Source organism: Leucobacter ruminantium (assembly GCF_017565705.1).
GTDB lineage: Bacteria > Actinomycetota > Actinomycetes > Actinomycetales > Microbacteriaceae > Leucobacter > Leucobacter ruminantium.
The window spans coordinates 1-18,285 of sequence record NZ_JAGDYL010000039.1 but is presented as its reverse complement, the minus strand read 5'-3'; the positions used below and the strand labels follow the sequence as shown (position 1 = coordinate 18,285).

General features: G+C 70.4%; 19 protein-coding genes and 1 tRNA gene. 13 read left to right on the top strand and 7 right to left on the bottom strand.

Annotated elements, in window-relative coordinates; genetic code table 11:
• Positions 1-397, top strand: a 397-nt coding sequence (locus J4H91_RS14670; RefSeq protein WP_424960850.1) for a tyrosine-type recombinase/integrase, incomplete at its 5' end; no start/stop codon positions are given.
• A 338-nt stretch (positions 398-735) separates the two neighbouring features.
• Here the strand turns inward: J4H91_RS14670 and J4H91_RS14665 are convergent.
• Complete coding sequence (locus J4H91_RS14665; protein ID WP_208046997.1) at positions 736-1,278, bottom strand: hypothetical protein; 543 nt, start codon at positions 1,276-1,278, stop codon at positions 736-738.
• 37 nt (positions 1,279-1,315) lie between these two features.
• Here J4H91_RS14665 and J4H91_RS14660 point away from each other — a divergent pair, with 37 nt between their 5' ends.
• From J4H91_RS14660 to J4H91_RS14630, 7 genes are all read left to right on the top strand, one after another.
• Positions 1,316-2,995 carry a CYTH domain-containing protein gene (locus J4H91_RS14660; RefSeq protein WP_208046996.1) on the top strand — a complete coding sequence of 560 codons (1,680 nt, stop codon included), beginning with the start codon at positions 1,316-1,318 and terminating at the stop codon, positions 2,993-2,995.
• A complete protein-coding gene (locus J4H91_RS14655; RefSeq protein ID WP_208046995.1) occupies positions 2,992-3,198 on the top strand; it encodes an HPP family protein in 207 nt (68 codons plus the stop codon). Before J4H91_RS14660 ends, J4H91_RS14655 begins: the two co-directional genes overlap by 4 nt.
• A gap of 519 nt (positions 3,199-3,717) precedes the next feature.
• The gene (locus tag J4H91_RS14650; protein WP_208046994.1) at positions 3,718-5,139 is read left to right on the top strand and encodes an NAD(P)/FAD-dependent oxidoreductase; all 1,422 of its coding nucleotides are present in this window, start codon (positions 3,718-3,720) and stop codon (positions 5,137-5,139) included.
• Positions 5,140-5,150: 11 nt separating this feature from the next.
• The gene (locus tag J4H91_RS14645; protein WP_208046993.1) at positions 5,151-5,525 is read left to right on the top strand and encodes a cupin domain-containing protein; all 375 of its coding nucleotides are present in this window, start codon (positions 5,151-5,153) and stop codon (positions 5,523-5,525) included.
• Positions 5,526-5,832: 307 nt separating this feature from the next.
• Positions 5,833-7,230 carry a uracil-xanthine permease family protein gene (locus J4H91_RS14640; protein ID WP_208046992.1) on the top strand — a complete coding sequence of 466 codons (1,398 nt, stop codon included), beginning with the start codon at positions 5,833-5,835 and terminating at the stop codon, positions 7,228-7,230.
• A 117-nt stretch (positions 7,231-7,347) separates the two neighbouring features.
• Complete coding sequence (locus J4H91_RS14635; RefSeq protein WP_341783566.1) at positions 7,348-11,088, top strand: AAA family ATPase; 3,741 nt, start codon at positions 7,348-7,350, stop codon at positions 11,086-11,088.
• A gap of 7 nt (positions 11,089-11,095) precedes the next feature.
• On the top strand, positions 11,096-11,416 hold the full coding sequence (locus J4H91_RS14630) for a hypothetical protein (RefSeq protein ID WP_208046991.1): 321 nt from the start codon (positions 11,096-11,098) through the stop codon (positions 11,414-11,416).
• Positions 11,417-11,603: 187 nt separating this feature from the next.
• Here the strand turns inward: J4H91_RS14630 and J4H91_RS14625 are convergent, their stop codons facing one another.
• Both J4H91_RS14625 and J4H91_RS14620 read right to left on the bottom strand, forming a co-directional pair.
• Positions 11,604-11,918: an FmdB family zinc ribbon protein gene (locus tag J4H91_RS14625; protein ID WP_208046990.1), complete on the bottom strand. Its 315-nt coding sequence runs from the start codon at positions 11,916-11,918 to the stop codon at positions 11,604-11,606.
• Between the two features lie 70 nt (positions 11,919-11,988).
• The gene (locus tag J4H91_RS14620) at positions 11,989-12,576 is read right to left on the bottom strand and encodes a 5-formyltetrahydrofolate cyclo-ligase (RefSeq protein ID WP_208046989.1); all 588 of its coding nucleotides are present in this window, start codon (positions 12,574-12,576) and stop codon (positions 11,989-11,991) included.
• Positions 12,577-12,723: 147 nt separating this feature from the next.
• On the opposite strand from J4H91_RS14620, the gene galU reads away from it, so the two are divergent.
• From galU to J4H91_RS14605, 3 genes are all read left to right on the top strand, one after another.
• Positions 12,724-13,677 carry a UTP--glucose-1-phosphate uridylyltransferase GalU gene (galU, locus tag J4H91_RS14615; RefSeq protein ID WP_208046988.1) on the top strand — a complete coding sequence of 318 codons (954 nt, stop codon included), beginning with the start codon at positions 12,724-12,726 and terminating at the stop codon, positions 13,675-13,677.
• A 12-nt stretch (positions 13,678-13,689) separates the two neighbouring features.
• On the top strand, positions 13,690-14,304 hold the full coding sequence (locus J4H91_RS14610; protein WP_208046987.1) for a GNAT family N-acetyltransferase: 615 nt from the start codon (positions 13,690-13,692) through the stop codon (positions 14,302-14,304).
• Between the two features lie 273 nt (positions 14,305-14,577).
• Complete coding sequence (locus J4H91_RS14605) at positions 14,578-15,675, top strand: hypothetical protein (RefSeq protein WP_208046986.1); 1,098 nt, start codon at positions 14,578-14,580, stop codon at positions 15,673-15,675.
• Between the two features lie 324 nt (positions 15,676-15,999).
• On the opposite strand, the gene J4H91_RS14600 is transcribed toward J4H91_RS14605, so the two are convergent.
• Positions 16,000-16,072 (bottom strand) — tRNA-Ala (locus J4H91_RS14600).
• 153 nt (positions 16,073-16,225) lie between these two features.
• Here J4H91_RS14600 and J4H91_RS14595 point away from each other — a divergent pair.
• The gene (locus tag J4H91_RS14595; protein ID WP_208046985.1) at positions 16,226-16,552 is read left to right on the top strand and encodes an ArsR/SmtB family transcription factor; all 327 of its coding nucleotides are present in this window, start codon (positions 16,226-16,228) and stop codon (positions 16,550-16,552) included.
• Complete coding sequence (locus J4H91_RS14590) at positions 16,552-16,698, top strand: hypothetical protein (RefSeq protein ID WP_208046984.1); 147 nt, start codon at positions 16,552-16,554, stop codon at positions 16,696-16,698. Before J4H91_RS14595 ends, J4H91_RS14590 begins: the two co-directional genes overlap by 1 nt.
• Positions 16,699-16,845: 147 nt before the next feature.
• Here J4H91_RS14590 and J4H91_RS14585 read toward each other — a convergent pair whose 3' ends face one another.
• The 3 genes from J4H91_RS14585 to J4H91_RS14575 all read right to left on the bottom strand — a co-directional run bounded on the left by J4H91_RS14585 (position 16,846) and on the right by J4H91_RS14575 (position 18,066).
• Positions 16,846-17,220 carry a sugar ABC transporter ATPase gene (locus J4H91_RS14585; RefSeq protein WP_208046983.1) on the bottom strand — a complete coding sequence of 125 codons (375 nt, stop codon included), beginning with the start codon at positions 17,218-17,220 and terminating at the stop codon, positions 16,846-16,848.
• A gap of 269 nt (positions 17,221-17,489) precedes the next feature.
• Positions 17,490-17,894, bottom strand: coding sequence for a hypothetical protein (locus J4H91_RS14580; RefSeq protein WP_208046982.1), 405 nt, complete (start codon positions 17,892-17,894; stop codon positions 17,490-17,492).
• Between the two features lies 1 nt (position 17,895).
• Positions 17,896-18,066 (bottom strand): hypothetical protein, encoded by a 171-nt coding sequence (locus J4H91_RS14575; RefSeq protein WP_208046981.1) that lies wholly within the window; start codon positions 18,064-18,066, stop codon positions 17,896-17,898.
• Positions 18,067-18,285 lie beyond the last annotated feature (219 nt).

The window sequence follows — 18,285 nt, the reverse complement described above, 5'->3', positions numbered from 1 at the left end:
CGAAGAGCCGCCTCACCCTCGTCACAGACAACGACGCCGAGGGGGTGATCGATACCGTTCTCGAGCTCAGCGCCTGACCCCATCACCACGAAGGACCAACCGTTACACCACCACCCGGGACTTGACCCGCCACACTGCCGCGTCGCTGGCCATCCAGGCTGGAGCGAACGTGAAGGCGGTGCAGCGGATGCTCGGGCACGCGTCGGCGGCGATGACGCTCGACGTGTACGCCGACCTCTTTGAGGACGATCTTGATGCGGTTGGTGCGGCGATGGACGACGCTCGGCGTGCCCACATTTTGCCCACACTTGACCACCCACAACGCCCCCTGAGGCCCCTCGACGCCCCCCAAGTTTCGCAGAATCATGCGGAAGTTGAGGCGGCGACTGGGGCCTGATGCTATTCGATTCCTCTCCAGGGCACTTCGTACCTCAGCGCCCCTGTCGAGGGCTCATCCAACGAACCTTCAACGTGACTCGCAGGCTCGTCACGCGGCGTGACCGCGCAACGCTGGCGCGTTGCCCTGAGCGGCCTGCCGGGTTCGATTCCTCTCCAGGGCACTTCGTGCCTCAGCGCCCCCTGCTCCGACCCCACAAGCCTTTCGGCAGGTGTTGAGACCGGACCTGGGTTTCGACTCGCTTTGCTCGCCGGGCCGACGGGAGGCTCCGCTCGCAGGTCCGGCGGGCGCGGGCGATCCCTTGCGGGCGCAGGTCGACCTGCCGACGCGCGCCCCGCTCAGTCGCCGAACGGCGGGTCGATGAGCAGCCCGACCCGATCCGCGAGGTAGGCGGCGAGCGTCGGGGCGCCCTCCAAGGGAGCCCCGGCCCGCCAGCGCACGCGCACCTCGCCCTCGGCGAGGCCTACGGGCAGCTCAGGTGCGACGGAGGCGAGGCTCGCGGCATCGAGCGGGATCGGCCGGGCGTCGAAGTTCACCGGCGTTCCCGCCTCGTAGCCGCCGCGCAGCGCCGCCGCGGCGATGTCTCGGCGCTCCTCGCGCGAGACCGACTGGTAACCGGGACGCCCGCGTTCGGCCGCCCGCGTCGCGCGTCCGAGAGCGTGCAGCCGCGCATCGGCGTCGAGCAGCAGCGAGCCTACGCGCCACACCTCGCCGAGGGGCCGCATGGTCGCCGGGCGTGGCAGCAGCAGTACCCGGCGCGGGGCTACGTACTCGGCGAGGGCCTCCGGCGCGACGCCGGCGGCGAGCAGCGCCGAGACGGCCTCCGAGCATGCGCGCGCGGCGCGATCCGCCGCCGCTTCGAGCGCCTCAGCCGTCCCCATCGGGCCAGTGTATCGCCGCGTCAATATACTGAGCCTGGTGACCACAGCTCATCCCGGCTCCCGATCCCTCACCCGCGGCGACACGATCCGTGCCGCCCTCCTCGTGCTCGTGGGAGCGATCGGCGTGTACGTGTCGGCGGCCATCGCCATGAACTTCTTCGCGCCGCTCGGCGTGCTCGGCACGAGTTCGGTGCGCATCGCGCTCGCCGCAGTGATCCTGCTCGCCGTCTTCCGGCCTCGGCTGCGGGGGCGCAGCCGGCGCGAGTGGGGCGGCATCGTGCTTTACGGTGTCGCGATGGCGTCGATGAACGCCTTCCTCTACCTCGCCTTCGACCGGCTGCCGCTCGGCGTCGCGACCACGATCGACTTCCTCGGCCCGTGCGTCGTCGCCCTCGCCGCGTCGCGCCGCCCCCGAGAGGGGCTGCTCGCGGTCGCGGCGGTGCTGGGCGTCGGCCTCATCGCGGGCTTCGGGGGGCCGTTCGATCCGCTCGGCCTCCTGTTCGCCGCGCTCGCGGGCGCCTCCTTCGGGCTCTACACACTGCTGGCGGCGCGCGTGGGCCAGTCGGCGGGCGGGCTGCCGAGCGTTGCGCTCTCGGTCACGGTCGCGGCGATCATCATGCTGCCGGTCTCGATCACCACGCTGCCCCGCATGGAGGCCGGGTTCTGGGCGCCGCTCGCGCTGTCGGCGCTGATCGGCATGGCGCTGGCGTTCACCGTCGACACGATGGCTGGCCGGCTGACCTCCGCACGCGTGCTGGGCGTGTTCTTCGCCTTCGACCCCGTCGTCGGCACGATCATCGGCACCGTCGTGCTGGGCCAGGTGCTCACGCCGGTCGCGTTCTGCGGCATCCTGCTGGTGATCGGCGCCGGGGCGGGCATCGTATGGTTCGCCGGCGAGCGGTCGGAACCCGAAGCGGGGCACGAGGCCTCGGCCGGTGCCGGTGAGCCGTATGCTGGCGGCATGACAGGCGAGAACGAGGCACCCGCGGCGGCATCCCAGGCTCTGGAGATCGAGCGCAAGTACGAGGTCGGTGAGGGATCCGAGCTGCCCTCTGCCGAGGTCTTCGCCGGGCTCGGGCTCGCAGCCGACCCTGCCGAGACGGTCGAGCTCGCCGCCGCCTACTTCGACACCCCCGACCGCGCCCTCGCCCGCAACCGTCTGGCCGTGCGCGTGCGCTTCGGGGGCAAGGACGCGGGGTGGCACCTCAAGCAGAAGGGCGCGGACGGCGCCCGAGAGATGCTCTGGCCCCCCGCTGCGGAGATGCCGACCGGGTTGCGCGAGGAGATCGCGCGCCGCATCGGCTCGGACGAGGGGATCGCGCCGATCGCCGAACTGCGCACGACGCGCCGCATCGTGAGGCTGCGCGACGCATCGGGGTGCGAGGTCATCGAGCTCGCCGACGACAGCGTGCGCGCCGTGAACCGTGCGTCGGGGGAGCGCCGCGTCTGGCGCGAGTGGGAGGCCGAGCTCGCCGAGGGGGCCGATCCCTCGCTGCTCGACGCCGTCGAGCCTGTGCTGCGGGAGGCGGGGGCGGATCCCTCGCCTAGCCCTGCGAAGATCGCCCGCGCGACCGGCACCCTCGAACTCGCCGCCCGCGCTGCGGGAATCGCCGAGGGGCGGATCGCCGCCCTGCGCGCGCTCGACGAGGCGGCGCTCGCGGCGGGTCGGCGCGACACGGCCCCCTTCGAGCCGGTTGTGCCTAGGCTGGACGCATGAGCGCGAAACCGAAGAACAGCCGCCGGTCGAAGGGCGAGGAGCCCGATCCCGCAGCGCGGCGCAAGCAGATCTTCATCGGCATCGCCATGGGAGCGGTCGTGGGGCTCGTGCTCAGCCTGCTCACGCAGTTCTGGCTGTGGCTGCCCGCCGGGCTCGCGATGGGCCTCGCGACGGGCGCGATCATGAAGCCGCCGAGGGCGTAGACGCCGCGCGTTTCCGGAGTGCGCTCCTCGTGTGCTCTTCCGGTGCGCGCATTCCGTGCGCGCTCCACGGGTGTGCGACCGCGCCGCGCTCTCCGCTCTCCGCGCGGCCGTTCACGCCCCGCCCGGTGCCGTTCGCATCGCCCCCGGCCGCGTTCCGCTCCGGTGCCGCCCTGCGCGCTAGCCCGACGTCGGAGTCTCGCCCGCCCCCGGCCGCGTCCGCTCACCGCGAGATGCTGCCTTTTGCACGAGATACCCCCGGATTCCCGGGCATAAGGCCTCATCTCGTGCAAAAGGTGTCAGCTCGTCGAGGGGATCGGTGCGGCACGGTGGGCGGGATCGGTGCGGCCTTGCGTGCGGGACGGACCCTCGAGGGGATCGGTGCGGCAGGATCCCTCGCCGCGATCCCTCGTGGATTCTTCGCAGGCCCCGAACACCTAAAGTCAACGTGGTTGACATCTATGTTTACAACGCGCCGTCGGTGTGCGAAGATCGACACGGAAACCGAACTGCGAGGACCCCATGGAACCCACCATCTTCGAAACTCAGCGACCCGCGGCGCGTATCGTCGACGAGGCGCTGGCCGACACGAAGCTCGGCTGCTTCTGGACCGAGGACATCGCGGACAGCGCGGCGCGCTACCCCGAGCTGCCCGGAGACCAGCGCGTCGACGACGCGGTCGTCGGCGGCGGCTACGCCGGCCTGTGGACGGCGATCAAGCTGAAGACCGAGCACCCCGAGCGCCGCGTGCTGCTCCTCGAGGCGATGCGGGTCGGATGGGCGGCGTCCGGCCGCAACGGCGGCTTCTGCGAGGCGAGCATCAGCCACGGCGAGCCCAACGCCGAGGCCCGCTGGCCCGAGGAGGCCGACAAGCTGCTGCGCCTCGGCCACGAGAACCTCGACGCGATCGAGCGCTTCGTGAACGAGCACGGGCTCGACGTCGACTTCGAGCGTAACGGCGCTCTCTCGGTCGCCAACGAGCCGTACCAGGTCGAGTGGCTCGGCGAGAGCGAGGACCCGGAGGTCGTGACGCTCGACGCCGAGGGCGCCCGCGCCCGTATCAACTCGCCGACCTTCCTCGGCGCCGACTTCTCGCCCCGCGAGAACGCCAACGTGCACCCCGCGAAGCTCGCGGCAGAGCTGGCCAGGCACGCCGCGTCGATCGGCGTCGAGATCCACGAGGGCACGCCGGTGACTCGGCTGGAGGGCGGCGCGGACGGCCCCATCGTGCTCGTCACCGAGCGCGGCACTGTCACGGCCGAACGCGCCGCGCTGTGCACGAACGTGTTCCCCTCGCTGCTCAAGCGCTACCGCTTCCACACCGTGCCGGTGTACGACTACGTGCTCATGACCGAGCCGCTGACCGATGAGCAGCTGGCCTCGATCGGCTGGGAGGGGCGCGAGGGCCTCGCCGACATGGCGAACCAGTTCCACTACTCGCGACTCACCGCCGACAACCGCATCCTGTGGGGCGGTTACGACGCCGTCTACTTCGCGGGCGGGCGCATCAAGAACGAGTACGAGGATCGCATGGAGAGCCACCGCAAGCTCGCCAGCCACTTCTTCACGACCTTCCCGCAGCTCGCGGGGCTGAAGTTCACGCACCGCTGGGCCGGCGTCATCGACACCTCCACCCGCTTCTGCGCGTTCTTCGGACAGGCGCACGGCGGCCGCGTGCAGTACGTGGCCGGTTTCACCGGCCTCGGCGTCGGTGCCACCCACTTCGCTGCCGACGTGATCGTGGACCGCCTCGAGGGTCGCGTCACCGAGCGCACCGAACTCGAGATGGTGAAGCAGGTGCCGCTGCCCTTCCCGCCCGAGCCCGCCGCCTCGATCGGCATCAACCTCACCCGCTGGTCGCTCGACCGCGCAGACCACAACCGCGGCAAGCGCAACCTGTTGCTGAAGACGCTCGACGCCCTCGGGCTCGGCTTCGATTCCTGAGGAGAACCGCGATGAGCGAGAATCTGCTGCCCGAGGGGCGCAATGAGATGGTGCGAGGGATCCGTGCCGCCGTCGAACTCGACGCGGTGCCCGCCGAGGACGTGATTTCAGGGTCGCCTGAGCAGGGCGTTCTCGAGCTCGGCCCGATCGGGGGTGCGGAAGTCGGCATCTGGGAGTTGCGCGGCGGCACCGTGACCGACACCGAGGTCGACGAGATGTTCGTCGTGCTGTCGGGCGGCGCGACGATCGACCTGCTCGACGGGCCCGGCGTGGAGCCGGGAACCGTCGTGGAGGTGGGCCCGGGCGACGTGATGCGCCTGGTCGCGGGCACGCGCACACGGTGGACCGTCGAGGATCACATCCGCAAGGTCTACATCGCCGCCTGAGCGCCGCGCCTCGCTCAACCGGCGAGAGGAACTCTGCGCTCGTCAGTAGATGTCGTGGGATCTCGAATTCTCGACATCTACTGACGAGTGGAGAAGGGATCCTGCCGCCCTGAGCGGGCGGAGAAGGGTTCCTGCCGCTGGTTGAGCGAGCGGAGTCCCCCCACCGCTGGTTGAGCGAGGAGCTTGCGACGAGTCGAAACCGTCGGGCGTGCCGGGTTTCGATACTCCGACTCACTTCACCAGCTCCACCGGCGCTAGAATCGTCGGTTGGCGCGATAGCGTCGACCGGTCGATCGAAGGAGCCAAGATGGCGCTGCCCTGGAAGCTGCACGGAGACGGGAAGCGCGTCGCGCCCGACGCGATCGTGCTCCCCGAGGAGCGGCTGAGCTGGCCGAAGACGATCGGCTTCGGCGCGCAGCACGTGGTCGCCATGTTCGGTGCGACCTTCCTCGTGCCGCTGATCACGGGCTTCCCGCCGTCGGCGACCCTGTTCTTCTCGGGTCTCGGCACGCTGCTCTTCCTCGTGCTCACCGGCAACCGCCTGCCGAGCTACCTGGGGTCTTCGTTCGCGTTCCTCGCGCCGATCGGCGCCGCGACGGCCGGCTACGAGTACGGCGAGCCGGGCGGTCTCGCCCGCGCCTCGTTCGGCATCCTCGCGATGGGCGTGCTCATGGCGCTCGTCGGCGTCGTGGTGCAGCGCTTCGGCACGGGCTGGATCAACGCGCTCATGCCGCCGGTAGTGATGGGCGCGATCGTCGCTCTCATCGGCTTCAACCTGGCGCCGGCGGTGAAGAACAACTGGCTCGGCGATCCTGCCAACAATCCCTCCGTCGATCAGGGGCTGCACTCGACGGCCGCGCTCATCACCATCGCCTCCATCCTGCTGATCACAGTGCTGTTCCGCGGCATCATCGGGCGTCTCTCGATCGTGCTCGGCATGGCGGTCGGCTACGTCGCGGCCACGCTCATGGGCATCGTCGACTTCGACGAGGTGCGCGAGGCCGCCTGGGTCGGCCTGCCCGATTTCCACCTGCCCGCCAACCCCTTCGCCGACCCGACCCTGTGGGGTCTGCTGCCCGCCTTCCTGCCCGTCGTGCTCGTGCTCGTCGCCGAGAACGTCGGCCACGTCAAGAGCGTGGGCCTCATGGTGAAGCGCGATCTCGACCCGGTGACCGGCAGGGCACTGCTCGCCGACGGCCTGTCGACGATTCTCGCCGGCTTCGGCGGCGGTTCGGCGACCACCACCTACGGCGAGAACATCGGCGTAATGGCGGCGACGCGCGTCTACTCGACCGCCGCTTACTGGGTTGCCGGGGCCATCGCCATGCTGCTCGGCTTCTCGCCGAAGGTCGGGGCGCTGATCTTCTCGGTTCCGGCCGGTGTGCTCGGCGGCGTGACGGTGGCGCTCTACGGCCTGATCGCGCTCATCGGCGTCAAGATCTGGATCGACAACCGAGTCGACTTCTCGAAACCCATCAACCAGTTCACCGCTGCGGTCGCGCTCATCGTCGGCATCGCCGACTTCACGATGCAGCTCGACTCGGTCGTGTTCAACGGAATCGCGCTCGGCTCGCTCGCCGCGATCGGCGTCTACCACGTGATGAACGGACTCGCGAGGCTGCGCGGCGGCGATGTCGAGGTGGCCGACCCGGTCGTCACCGGCGCGACGGAGGTCGCGAGTCCGTCGACCGACCCAAAGCGATAGCGCCGCGCGCCGCGAAACTCCGGTGCGGTTGCGCCGATTCACGGAAGCACCGCTTATGGTGGGCGTGTGTGGAGTGTAGATCGGCGACGGCAGAACGGTGCCAATGGTCGCGACAAGGTGAAGCCGGAGCAGACGGCCGCCGAAGAGGTGCGCCCGCAGAGCGAGGGCGCCCTCGCCAAGGCGCCCGATCCCTCGCCCGCCTCCGCGGCCGCCCGGCCCGCCGACCTCACCGAGCACCTCACCGGCCCCGTCTCGCTCGTCGACTCGCACGCCGATGAGCACGCGGAGTGGCTGCGCCAGCTCGCCGCGATCGGCGGTCGCAACCCGCTGCTCCACTTCGACGACCGCCCCGCCAACCGCATCGAGCTCTCCACCACGCACCCCGGCGGCCTGCCCCAGTTCATCACCGGCAACAAGATCCTGCTCTCCGCGCTGATCCGCGACGACCTGGCGCTGCGCCACGCGCGCGCTGCCGCCGGCCGCGTCACCGACAAGGCGATCGAGATGCGCACCGTGCGCGGCCTCGAGACCGTGAACCTCGGCGTGGGCATCGCCAAGTGGTCGTTCGAGGGCGAGGATTTCTGCGCCCCCGTGCTGCTGCGGCCCCTCGCGATCCGCCGTTACGGCCGCGACTTCGAGCTGAAGCTCAAGCAGTTCCCCGTCGTGAACTCCGAACTGATCCGCGCGCTGCGCGAGCAGTTCGGCATCACGCTCGACGCGCGGTCCCTCATCGAGCTCTCGCAGTCGGAGGGCGTCTTCAAGCCGCAGCCCGTGATCGACCGTCTGCGCCAGATGGTGGCGGGCGTTCCCGACTTCGTCGTGCAGCCGCGCCTCGTCGTCTCGTCGTTCCACAACGTGTCCCAGGGCATGGTGGCCGATGCGAGGGATCTCGACCAGCCCATCCTCGAGGCCGTCTGCGGCAGCGAACCGGCCAAGCGGCAGCTCGCCGAGTCGTACCGCCCGGTCGACCCGACCTCCGCCGACGAGCGGTCCCCGGAGACCGATCGCTGCCTCTACGACGCCGACGCCGAGCAGGAGGACGTGCTCGCGCAGATCGACGCCGGCCACTCGCTCGTCGTGCGCACGCTGCCCGGCACCGGCGGCACCCAGACCGTGGTGAACGCCATCGGCAACCTGGTGCGCGCGGGCAAGCGGGTGCTCGTCGTGTCGCCGCGCCGGGCGACTCTCGACGGCATCACGCACCGACTCACGCGCGTCGGACTCTCAGGCCTCGCCGTCACCCCGCGCAGGTTGCGCCGCAACCTCGTCGAGTCGATCAGCCGCAACGAGAACGCGCGCCCCGAGCAGATGCGCGAGGTCGACGAAGCGCTCGTGCGCCTGCGCGGCGTCCTGCTCGACTACCAGCAGGCGCTCGACACCCCCGACTCGCGCTTCGGCGTCTCGCCGCTCGATGCGCTCCGCCGCCTCACGACGCTCGCGCTCAGCGAGCGCCCGCCGTCGACCACCGTGCGCCTCGACGACCAGGCGCTCGCCCAGCTGACGCTCGACCGCACCTCCGTCGCCGAGGCGCTCACCGAGGTCGCGCGGCTCGGCCAGTTCCAGTACGGGCCCGAGGATTCGCCCTGGTACGGCGTCGACTTCTCCACCACCGAGGAGGCTCGCTCCGCGTACCGCCTCGCCGTCGACCTTGCCGAGTCGCAGCTGCCGCGCCTCATCTCCATGGCCAACGAGGTCATCGGGCAGACCCCGATGCGCCCGTACGAGACGATCGCCGAGCTCGGCATCTACCTGCGCCTGCTCATGGGCGTGCGCGAGACGCTCGACCGCTTCACGCCGGAGGTGTACGACCGATCCCTCACCGAGGTGATCGCGGCCCACGCCCCCCGCGGCAACGAGGAGATGACCTCTGCCAACAAGCGCCGCCTCAAGAAGCTCGCGCGCGAGTACGTGCGGCCCGGCGTCGCAGTCACGGACATGTACTCGCGGCTCGTGCAGATCCAGCAGCAGCGCGTGCTGTGGCAGCGCTACTCCGCGGTGGCGGGCGCCAGGCCCGAGGTGCCGCTCGGGATCAGCGACGTGGTCGTCGCCTTCCAGTCGGCGTACCAGGATCTCGACGAGCTCGACCGCGTGCTCGGCACCGTCGGCGACGCCGACCGCATGAAGAACCTCACGCTCGGCGCGCTCGCGAACCGTATCGCCGACCTCGCCCGCGAGTCCGAGGTGCTGCAGAACATCCAGGAGCGCACCGCCATCGTGGAACGCCTGCGCGCCGCGCGGCTGGAGCCCCTGCTCGACGACCTCTCGGCCCGCCACGTGCCCGCGGGCGACGTCGCGGCCGAGCTCGAGCTGGCCTGGTGGCAGTCGGCGCTCGAGCGCATGCTGCAGACCAACCAGGCGCTGCTCAGCGCGAACACGAGCGTGGTCGAGCGGCTCGAGGCCGACTTCCGGCTCGTCGACGACGCGCACGCGGGGGCCAACGGCGCGGCGCTCGCCGCGAACCTCGCCGACTCCTGGCGCGTCTCCGTGCTCGATCACCGGCAGGAGGCACTCGCCATGCGCGAGGTGCTGCGCGCGGGGTACACCTCGATCGCGGCGCTCGCCCAGCGCGCGCCGAACCTGCTGGGATCCCTCGCCCCCGTCTGGGTGATGTCGCCCTACGAGATCCCGCAGCTGCCCGACACGATGCGCTTCGACACCGTGCTCGTGGTCGACGCAGGCGCCACCACCCTCGTCGAGAACCTCGGTGCGCTGCGCCGCGCTCGCCAGGTGGTCGCGTTCGGCGACACCGTCACGCAGAGCCCGTCGAACTTCGAGATCTCGGTCGGCGGCAGCGCCGACGAGGACGAAGACGTCGAGGCCATGCATGCCGCATCGACCTTCGCGCAGCTCGCCGAGGTGCTGCCGATGCTCTCGCTCACGCGCAGCTACCGCGCGGGCGGCGAAGATCTCACCGAGCTCGTCAACAACCGCTTCTACGACGGCGCGATCCAGTCGCTGCCGTGGGCCGGCAGCTTCCTCGGACACTCGAGCCTCAGCTACGAGTTCGTGCGGGGCGGGCAGGGGCTGCCCGACCAGCAGACCGGCGCGGTCGAGAGCACCGACGCAGAGGTCGATCGGGTGGTGCAGCTCGTGCTCGAGCACGCGAGCGATCGTGCGAACGAGTCGCTCATGGTCATCACCGCGAGCGAGCGCCACGCGGTGCGGGTCTACCAGGCCGTGCTGCAGGCGTTCTCGAAGTTCCCGCAGTACCGCGACTTCCTGCTGGGGGAGCGCGCCGAACCCTTCGCCGTGCTCACCCTCGAGCAGGCGACCGCGCAGAGCCGCGACCGCGTGATCTTCTCGATCGGCTACGGCCGCACCCCGCACGGTCGAGTGCTCTCGAACTTCGGCGCTCTGGGCCGCCCGGGAGGCGAGCGGCTGCTCGCCGTCGCGATCACCCGCGCCCGCCGCACCATGACGATCGTCAGCTGCTTCAAGCCGGAGGATCTCGACTCGGCGCGCATCAAGCACGGCGTGGTCGAGCTCGCCGAGCTGCTCGCCTTCGAGCACCCGGAGCCCGCCGCCCCGTCGCTGCCCGCCGAGCGCGATCCCATGGTCGGCGAGCTCGCCGACCGCCTCGAGAAGCTCGGCCTGTCCGTGACGCTCGACTATCGCGGAGCGATCCCGCTCGCCGCCTCGTACGGCGACCGCGCGATCGCCGTCGATCTCGACCTGGGTGAGGGCGACAGCCTGCGCGACTCGCTGCGTCTGCGCCCCGCCGTGCTGCGCCGCCTCGGCTGGCACTACTACCGCGTGCACAGCTTCGACCTGTTCTCCGACCCCGACGAGGTGGCGAACCGCATCGCGCGCATCATCGGGCGCGAGACGGGCGACGAGGCCGACACGTCGACCCGGTAGGGGTGCGATGAACGCGACGCCGTCATCGGGCGAGGGATCGCGGGCACCTGCGAGCCCGGCGCCCGTGGACCGGGGAACCGACATGCCCGCGGGCTCGGCAGCCGCCGGTGAGGGATCCGCCGGCGAGGGTTCGCGGCGTCGCCGCGGGCCGCGCAGGGCGACCCTGCCCGCGCCTGCGGGCACCGACCCGCGGCCCGCGGAGCATCCGCTCACCTCGCGCGCCGCCGAGGACCGTCCCGAGGGCTGGGGCGAGGCGGGAGAGCGGGCCGAGCCCGCGGGAGAGAACGACGCGCGGCTGCTGCAGGACAGGCCGCCGCACTGGGGCTGATCCTCGCTGCGCGGCGTGCTCCCGCGGATGCATACGGATGTTTTGGGCGCTCGCGGATGCTCCCGGGCATCTCGGGTCAGCATCCCTGCACGCCCAGTCGGATGAGCGCCCTCATTCGGACCGGTTCCTCCGGATCGATCCGAATGAGCGTCCTGGCCCGAACGACGAGACAGGAGGCGACAGGGTGCTAGTTCGCGGAGCCCGAAGATGAGCCGCCCGAGCTGTTCGACCCGCTCGACCCGGAAGAACCGCTCGACCCCGATGATCCGCTCGACGCCGCGCTCTTCGCGGAGCCCGAGTCGCCCGAACTCTTCGCCGTGCCCGACGAGCGCGAGTCGGTGCGGTAGAAGCCCGAGCCGTTGAACGTCACACCGAGCGAGCCGAACACCTTGCGCAGCTTGCCCCCGCACTCGGGGCACTCGGTCAGCGCCGAGTCGGAGAACGACTGATAGATGTCGAAGGCGTGGCCGCAGTCGGCGCATCGATAGGCGTAGGTAGGCACGGTGTCAGATCATACCCCGACTCCCGCGCCAGTGCCCGGACATTGCCTTGAGGCGGTGCGAGGGGATCCCTCACCCGAAGAAGAGCACGCGAGTCGGCGTGACCGCCCCCGTGACGGGGGAGTCGTGCGCCTCGGCCGGCACGCGGTCGAGAACGTCGCCGTCGTGCACGACGGCGAACACCGGAGGGCGGCGCTCGAGCGAGTCGAGGCAGCGGTCGAAGTAGCCGAGTCCCCAGCCGAGCCGCATACCGCTCGTATCGACCGCCGACGCGGGGATGAGCATGAGGTCGACCTCGCCGATGGCGCCCTCGGGCAGCAGCTCGCCGCGCGGCTCGGTGATGCCGTGCGCGCCCGCGACCGTGCCCGTGCCGTCGGGCCTGATCCACCCGAGCCGGAAGCCCTCGAGCGACGTGGGGAGCAGCACTTCGATCCCTCGCCCCGCGGCCCAGGAGAGGAAGCCCATGGTGTCGGGTTCGCTCGGCAGCGGCAGGTAGCAGGAGACCGATCGCGCGCCCCGGCTCTCGACGAGCTCCGCAAGCCTGGCGGTGAGCGCCTCGCCCGCCGCCCGTCGCTGCTCTGGGGTGAGGGCGCGGCGCCGCGCGCGCACCTCACCGCGGATGCGCCGCTTCTCGCGGACGATGTCATCGTGCTGCTGCATACGCACAGGATAGGGGGAGCCTCCGACATCGGCGCAGCGGGTCCGTTTCGGCGCGGCTCGGCCGGAGACCGGTACCCCACTGGCATTCCGGGGCGTCTCCGCGCAACCCCCTGCTCGGTCACAGAGCGATGGCATAGGCTGAGCCGTATGAGTGAAACGCAGGAAACTCGGGTCTCGAACGGGGCCGATGCCCCTGGCTCCTCCGTGACGAAGGCCGTGATCCCGGCCGCGGGTCTCGGCACCCGCTTCCTCCCCGCGACGAAGGCGATGCCCAAGGAGATGCTGCCGATCGTCGACAAGCCCGCGATCCAGTACGTCGTGGAGGAGGCTTCTGCCGCGGGGCTGCACGACGTGCTCATCATCACGGGCCGCAACAAGGGCAACCTCTCGAACCACTTCGACAGCGTGCCCGAGCTCGAGTCGACGCTCGAGAACAAGGGCGATGAGGATCGGCTCGACAAAGTGCATGAGGCGAGCGACCTCGCCGACGTGCACTTCCTGCGCCAGGGCCAGCCGCTCGGACTGGGCCACGCGGTCGGCCGCGCGCGCAAGCACGTCGGCGAGCAGTCGTTCGCGGTGCTGCTGGGCGATGACCTCATCGACGCGAGGGATCCCCTCATCGACCGCATGATCGCGGAGCACGATGCGCGCGGTGCGACCGTCATCGCGCTGATGGAGGTGCCGCAGAGCTCCGTGCACCTCTACGGTTGCGCCGCGGTCGAGCCGACCGATGATCCCGATGTGGTGCGGGTCACGGGCCTCGTCGAGAAGCCCGCTCCCGAGGAGGCGCCCTCGAACCTGGCCGTCATCGGCCGCTACGTGCTGCGTCCCGAGATCTTCGACATCCTCGATCGACTCGAGCCGGGCCGCGGCGGCGAGATCCAGCTGACCGACGCGCTCAACCACCTCGCCGAGGGCAAGGGCGAGGGACCGGTGTACGGCGTCGTCTTCCGCGGTCGCCGCTACGACACCGGCGACCGCGCCGACTGGATCAAGGCCAACGTGCTGCTCGGCGTCGACCACCCGGAGCTCGGCGAGGAGATCGGCGACTGGGTGCTCGACTTCGCCGAGCGCCTGCGCGCGCGCCGCGCCGCGGAATAGCGGGAGCCGGAGGTGCCGCTCGGGCGACCGATCGAGCCGCTCGCGCCCCTGTCGGCGGGGCGCGTCGGCGTGCGCCTGATCCGCGTGTCCGACGCCGCTCCGCTCGAGCGGCTGCTGCGCGAGAACCGCTCCTGGCTCTCGCCATGGGAGGCGACCCACCCCTCGGGCAGCACGGTGGTGCCCGGCTCGGTCTCGATGCGCCCGACGATCCGCCTGCTGCGCCGCCAGCTCAAGGCCGGAACCGGAGTGCCCTGCGTCATGACCTACGACGGCTCGGTCGTGGGGCAGCTCAGCATCTCCGAGGTGAGCGGTGGAGCGCTGCGATCGGCGCAGATCGGCTACTGGGTCTCGCAGCATGTCGCGGGGCGAGGGATCACGACCACCGCCGTCGCGCTCGCCGTCGACTACCTGTTCCAGGTGCTCGGACTGCACCGTGTCGAGATCTGCATCAGGCCGGAGAATACCGCCTCGCTGCGCGTCGTCGAGAAGCTCGGCATGCGCTACGAGGGGCGCAGGCTCGCCTACATCCACATCGACGATCACTGGTGCGATCACGACAGCTACGCGCTGACCCGGGAGGACGTTCCGGACGGACTGCTGGCGCGGCTCACCGGGACCGATAGCTGAGGGATCGGTGCCGAGCCGCATCGAGCCGACGTTCAGGCGGGGCGGTCGCCGGGGCGGGTGCTCGAACTCGAGGGGCTTCTCTGAAAGTCGGCTTTCATGGAGCGGTGATCAGGGCGGGTGCTGATCCCTCGCCTGCCTATTGCCCTGAGCGGGCCCGATCCATCGCCAGACCTGTCGCGATTCTCTGAGTAAGGGCAGCCGATTTCGTGCGCGGTGGCGCTTGCGCGGCGTGCCGGGAGGCGGCCTCGGCCGGTGCGCCGTACAGTGTACGTCATGAGTGGCGGTGTGCTCGGCGGTGGCGTGATCTTCGTGGTGGCGGCGTTGCTGTGGGCTGCCGTGCTCGTGCCGGCGTGGCTGCGGCGGCGCGAGTTCAGGGCGGCGGAGCGCAACGCGCTGCGGCTGCAGCGCACGCTCCGCGTGCTCGCCGAGACCACAGAGGTGCCGCACGAGGTGCGCGTCGAGGCCACCGCGCGCGAGGCACTCGCCCACGAGAAGCTGCTGCGCACCGCGCAGCGCAGGCAGGAAGCCGAGCGTGAGGCGCGGCTCGCGGAGGAGCGCGCCGAGCAAGTGCGCGCCGAGATCCGCGCCCAGCAGATGCGGCGCAAGCAGGCCGCGATGCAGCGCGCCGCACGGCTGCGCAGGCCCGTCGTGCGCAGAGTGCGTGCGCTCGCGGCGCTCGCGGCTGTGCTCGGCATCGTGGGCCTGCTCGTCGGGGCAGGGTTCGCGATCGCGGGCAGTGGTGCAGGTGTGCTGATCGGTTCGGCGCTGCTCGGAGCGCTCGGCACCGGCGTGCTCGTGCTGCTCGCCCCCGGGCGCGTGCGGGTGCAGCCGATCGCCGCGGAGAGCGTGGAGCCGGCGCCCGAGGTGCTCGAACCCGAGACTGTCGAAGCCGAGCCCCAGGTGCTGCGCGGCGAGGACGCCGCGGCAGCGGCGCACGCGGCGGCGCAGCAGGCGGCCTCGGCGCGCATCGAGCGCGCTCGTGCGCTGGCTCGCGCGCGAGCTGAGCGGCCCGCTCCGAAGGAGAACCAACCGGATTCGATCCTGCTGCGCGAGGTGCGCGAGCAGGTGGCGCGGGCGCGGGCCGATTCCGGGTCGACCCCCGGCCAGGGCGATGCTGCAGGCGGCGCTGCCGCTGCCGCTGCCGGGGGCGGCGGAGCGGCGACTGGCGGCGCGGTGACGGACGCCGATGCGGCTGCCGAGGCCGCCGCGGCGAAACGGCGCGCGGACGAGGCGGCCATCGCCGCCTCCGTGCAGCGCCGCGCCGAGTCCGACGCGCGCGCCGCACGACTGAAGCAGATGGGCGTGATCGGCGACACGAGCGACGGCATGCCCGACCTCGACGCCGTCTTCCGCCGCCGCAGTGCGGGCTGAGCCGCGGCGCGGCGCCACTGGCGGCTCGGACTGAGCTGCCGCGTTGCGTCGGCGGTGGCTCGGGCTGAGTCAGCGCGTTTCCCGCACCGTGGCGGCGCGGATCCTTCGCTCACCGCGGGGTGCGTTGTTCACCGTGGGGCGCATTATGCGCGCTGGGGCGCTTTGCTCTCTGAAATAAGACGCCCCAAGAGCAACAACGTGCCGCGCGGCTTCGAAGCTCGCGCGGACAGGCGTGCCGAGCGCACCGCAGCGGGTGCTTCCGGAAACAGGGAGAGCGGTTGGACCAGGCTGAACAGCCTGGTCCAACCGCTCTCCCTGGACCTGTGGATCCTAGGGGAATTGAACCCCTGACCTCGTCATTGCGAACGACGCGCTCTACCAACTGAGCTAAGGACCCGCGAACTCATCGATCATAACAGTGGGGTGACTCCGATGCGAAATCGGAGGGTGGCGCCCGGGGGTTTCGGGCTTGCCGCGATCCTTCCATTGCCATCCTAAAATTCCATGTGTAAGATAATTCTTACACCAATGAAGGGGTGGTGAGCCGGAGATGGACAATTGGATCACAGGAGCGGCCCTCAGCGGCAAGCTCGCGGCCATCGCCAGTCACCAGCGAATGCGCATCATCGCCCTGCTCGCAGAAGAACGCCTGCACGTGAGCGAACTCGCCCGTAGGGTCGGCATGTCCCGCCCGCTCCTCTACATGCATCTCACCAAGCTCGAGGAAGCCGGCTTCGTCGCCGGGAAGCTCGAACTCGGCGAGGACGGCAAGGCTCACAAGTACTACGAGATCGTGCCGTTCGAACTCGTCATCGACACTGCAACCATCGTCGCCGCGGTCGCGGCCGACCCCATCGACGGAGACGGAGAAGAATAATGGAATACATTCCCTGGTTCGTGTGGATCGTGATCGTCGCGATCCTCGCCGGCGTCACGATCACCGTGGTGAACACGCTGGGCGGCCGCAAGGCCGAGCTGGCGCAGGCGCGCTCCGGCAGAACGCCGAGGTCAACGAGAAGCTGATGAGCCGACTCGACAGCATCGAGCACCGCCTCACCTCGGTCGAGAAGACGCTCAACGAGATTCCGGAGTAAGGCGGGTCGGCGAGGGATCCCTTCTCCTGCGACTGAGCGAGGCCGGGAGAGACCTTGTCGCCGACCTCGCCCGATCTCAGAGATCCTCAGGAGTGAGATCCCCCTCGCCCTCCTCGCCGAGTTCGGCGATCACCGGATCCTCTCCCTGCGTCTCGGGCTGCGACTCCGAACTCGGCAGATCCTCGGCGGGGATCTCGTCGCCGGCGTCGGGGATCTCGGCGGGGTCCCCTCCTGTGGCGGAGTCGGACTCGTCGGCGGGAGCGCCGCCGTCGAGCGCCGCCATGCGATCCCACTCGGCCTGAGCGGGATCCATCTGCGAGGGGTCCTGCGCGGTCGCATCCTCGTCGCCGAGCGGCTGCACCGGCGCGGATTCGGATCCCTCGGATTCCCCCGGGGCGGTGAGTCCGGATCCCTCGGCCTCTTCGGGGATGGCGTTCGGTGTCGATTCCATGTCTCCTCCTGCTGCTGATCCTGCTGCGGTGTGGGCGGGCCGTTCGACCGCGTACTCTCAGTCTGTCGCCCGTGGGTCCGCGCGAGCAGAGGGTTGAAGATTCACTCGCGACTCGCTACGGCCTCGGGTGCCCCGGCCCGCCGTACTCGCTCCTCGACCATCCCACCGGCGCGCGCGAGGGGTCGCATTTGGGGGTTTCGCGGTACGAATAACACCCGAATGCGACCCCTCGATCGTTGATCTGCGTCGACGCAGCTCCGCGGCCAGGCTCAGCCCTGCCACTCCAGCCGCACGGAGTCGGGCCTGCCCGGTACCACGCTCGCCTGCAGCACCGCCCCGGGCACCACTCGCGCGAGCAGCAGCGGGTTCAGCTGCTCGGTGCGAGTGACGGGGAGAGGGATCCCTCCCGGCAGCGCGACGTGCAGGTCGATCTCGACGACAGCGTTTATGCCGATCATCATGGGCTGCTGCCGCGCGTCGACGACGGTGGCGGTGGTCGGCACCCGCTGCGCTTCGAGGGCCGGGTCGAGTGCGGGCGGTGCAGCCGCGGCCATCACCTGGCTCGCCTGCGTGATCGACTGCTGCATCGCGGCCATGCTCGCCCCGACGTCCATGCGGTCCTGCGCCTCGCGCCCGATCTTGCCGAGCGCATGCAGATCCTTGAAGAATCCCATGTCACACCGCCGAGTAGATCTCGTTGAAGCGGCGCCCCACTCCGCGGTCGGCCTGGATCCGCGCAGCCCAGCCCTCCTGGGCTGCGGCCCACGAGGCGGCGTCGACACCGAAGCCGGCCGCGATCTCGACGAGCTTCGAGTCGTCGTAGCCGTAGGGGGCGATGCCCTTCACGATCCGGGCGGGGTCTGTCAGGTTAACGGTGGATCTGGCCTGGCGCATTCTTAGTTGATTCGGCCTTCGAAGGTGATCGCGAAGGCGTTGAGTGAATTGGCCTGGTTTGAGTTCCGACCGGTTTTCCTGTCAACCGGTCGGTGACAGAAGTTCCTCGGCCTCAGCATAGTAGGCCTGCTCGACCTCGATCGGGGTACGCATATCGAGCTCCCCGTGAAG

Coding starts and splice junctions, on each gene's coding strand:
- J4H91_RS14665 (WP_208046997.1), bottom strand. CDS start 1,278: ATGGGGACGGCTGAGGCGCTCGAAGCGGCGGCGGATCGCGCCGCGCGC.
- J4H91_RS14655 (WP_208046995.1), top strand. CDS start 2,992: ATGAGCGCGAAACCGAAGAACAGCCGCCGGTCGAAGGGCGAGGAGCCC.
- J4H91_RS14650 (WP_208046994.1), top strand. CDS start 3,718: ATGGAACCCACCATCTTCGAAACTCAGCGACCCGCGGCGCGTATCGTC.
- J4H91_RS14645 (WP_208046993.1), top strand. CDS start 5,151: ATGAGCGAGAATCTGCTGCCCGAGGGGCGCAATGAGATGGTGCGAGGG.
- J4H91_RS14640 (WP_208046992.1), top strand. CDS start 5,833: ATGGCGCTGCCCTGGAAGCTGCACGGAGACGGGAAGCGCGTCGCGCCC.
- J4H91_RS14630 (WP_208046991.1), top strand. CDS start 11,096: ATGAACGCGACGCCGTCATCGGGCGAGGGATCGCGGGCACCTGCGAGC.
- J4H91_RS14620 (WP_208046989.1), bottom strand. CDS start 12,576: ATGCAGCAGCACGATGACATCGTCCGCGAGAAGCGGCGCATCCGCGGT.
- galU (WP_208046988.1), top strand. CDS start 12,724: ATGAGTGAAACGCAGGAAACTCGGGTCTCGAACGGGGCCGATGCCCCT.
- J4H91_RS14605 (WP_208046986.1), top strand. CDS start 14,578: ATGAGTGGCGGTGTGCTCGGCGGTGGCGTGATCTTCGTGGTGGCGGCG.
- J4H91_RS14595 (WP_208046985.1), top strand. CDS start 16,226: ATGGACAATTGGATCACAGGAGCGGCCCTCAGCGGCAAGCTCGCGGCC.
- J4H91_RS14590 (WP_208046984.1), top strand. CDS start 16,552: ATGGAATACATTCCCTGGTTCGTGTGGATCGTGATCGTCGCGATCCTC.
- J4H91_RS14585 (WP_208046983.1), bottom strand. CDS start 17,220: ATGGAATCGACACCGAACGCCATCCCCGAAGAGGCCGAGGGATCCGGA.
- J4H91_RS14580 (WP_208046982.1), bottom strand. CDS start 17,894: ATGGGATTCTTCAAGGATCTGCATGCGCTCGGCAAGATCGGGCGCGAG.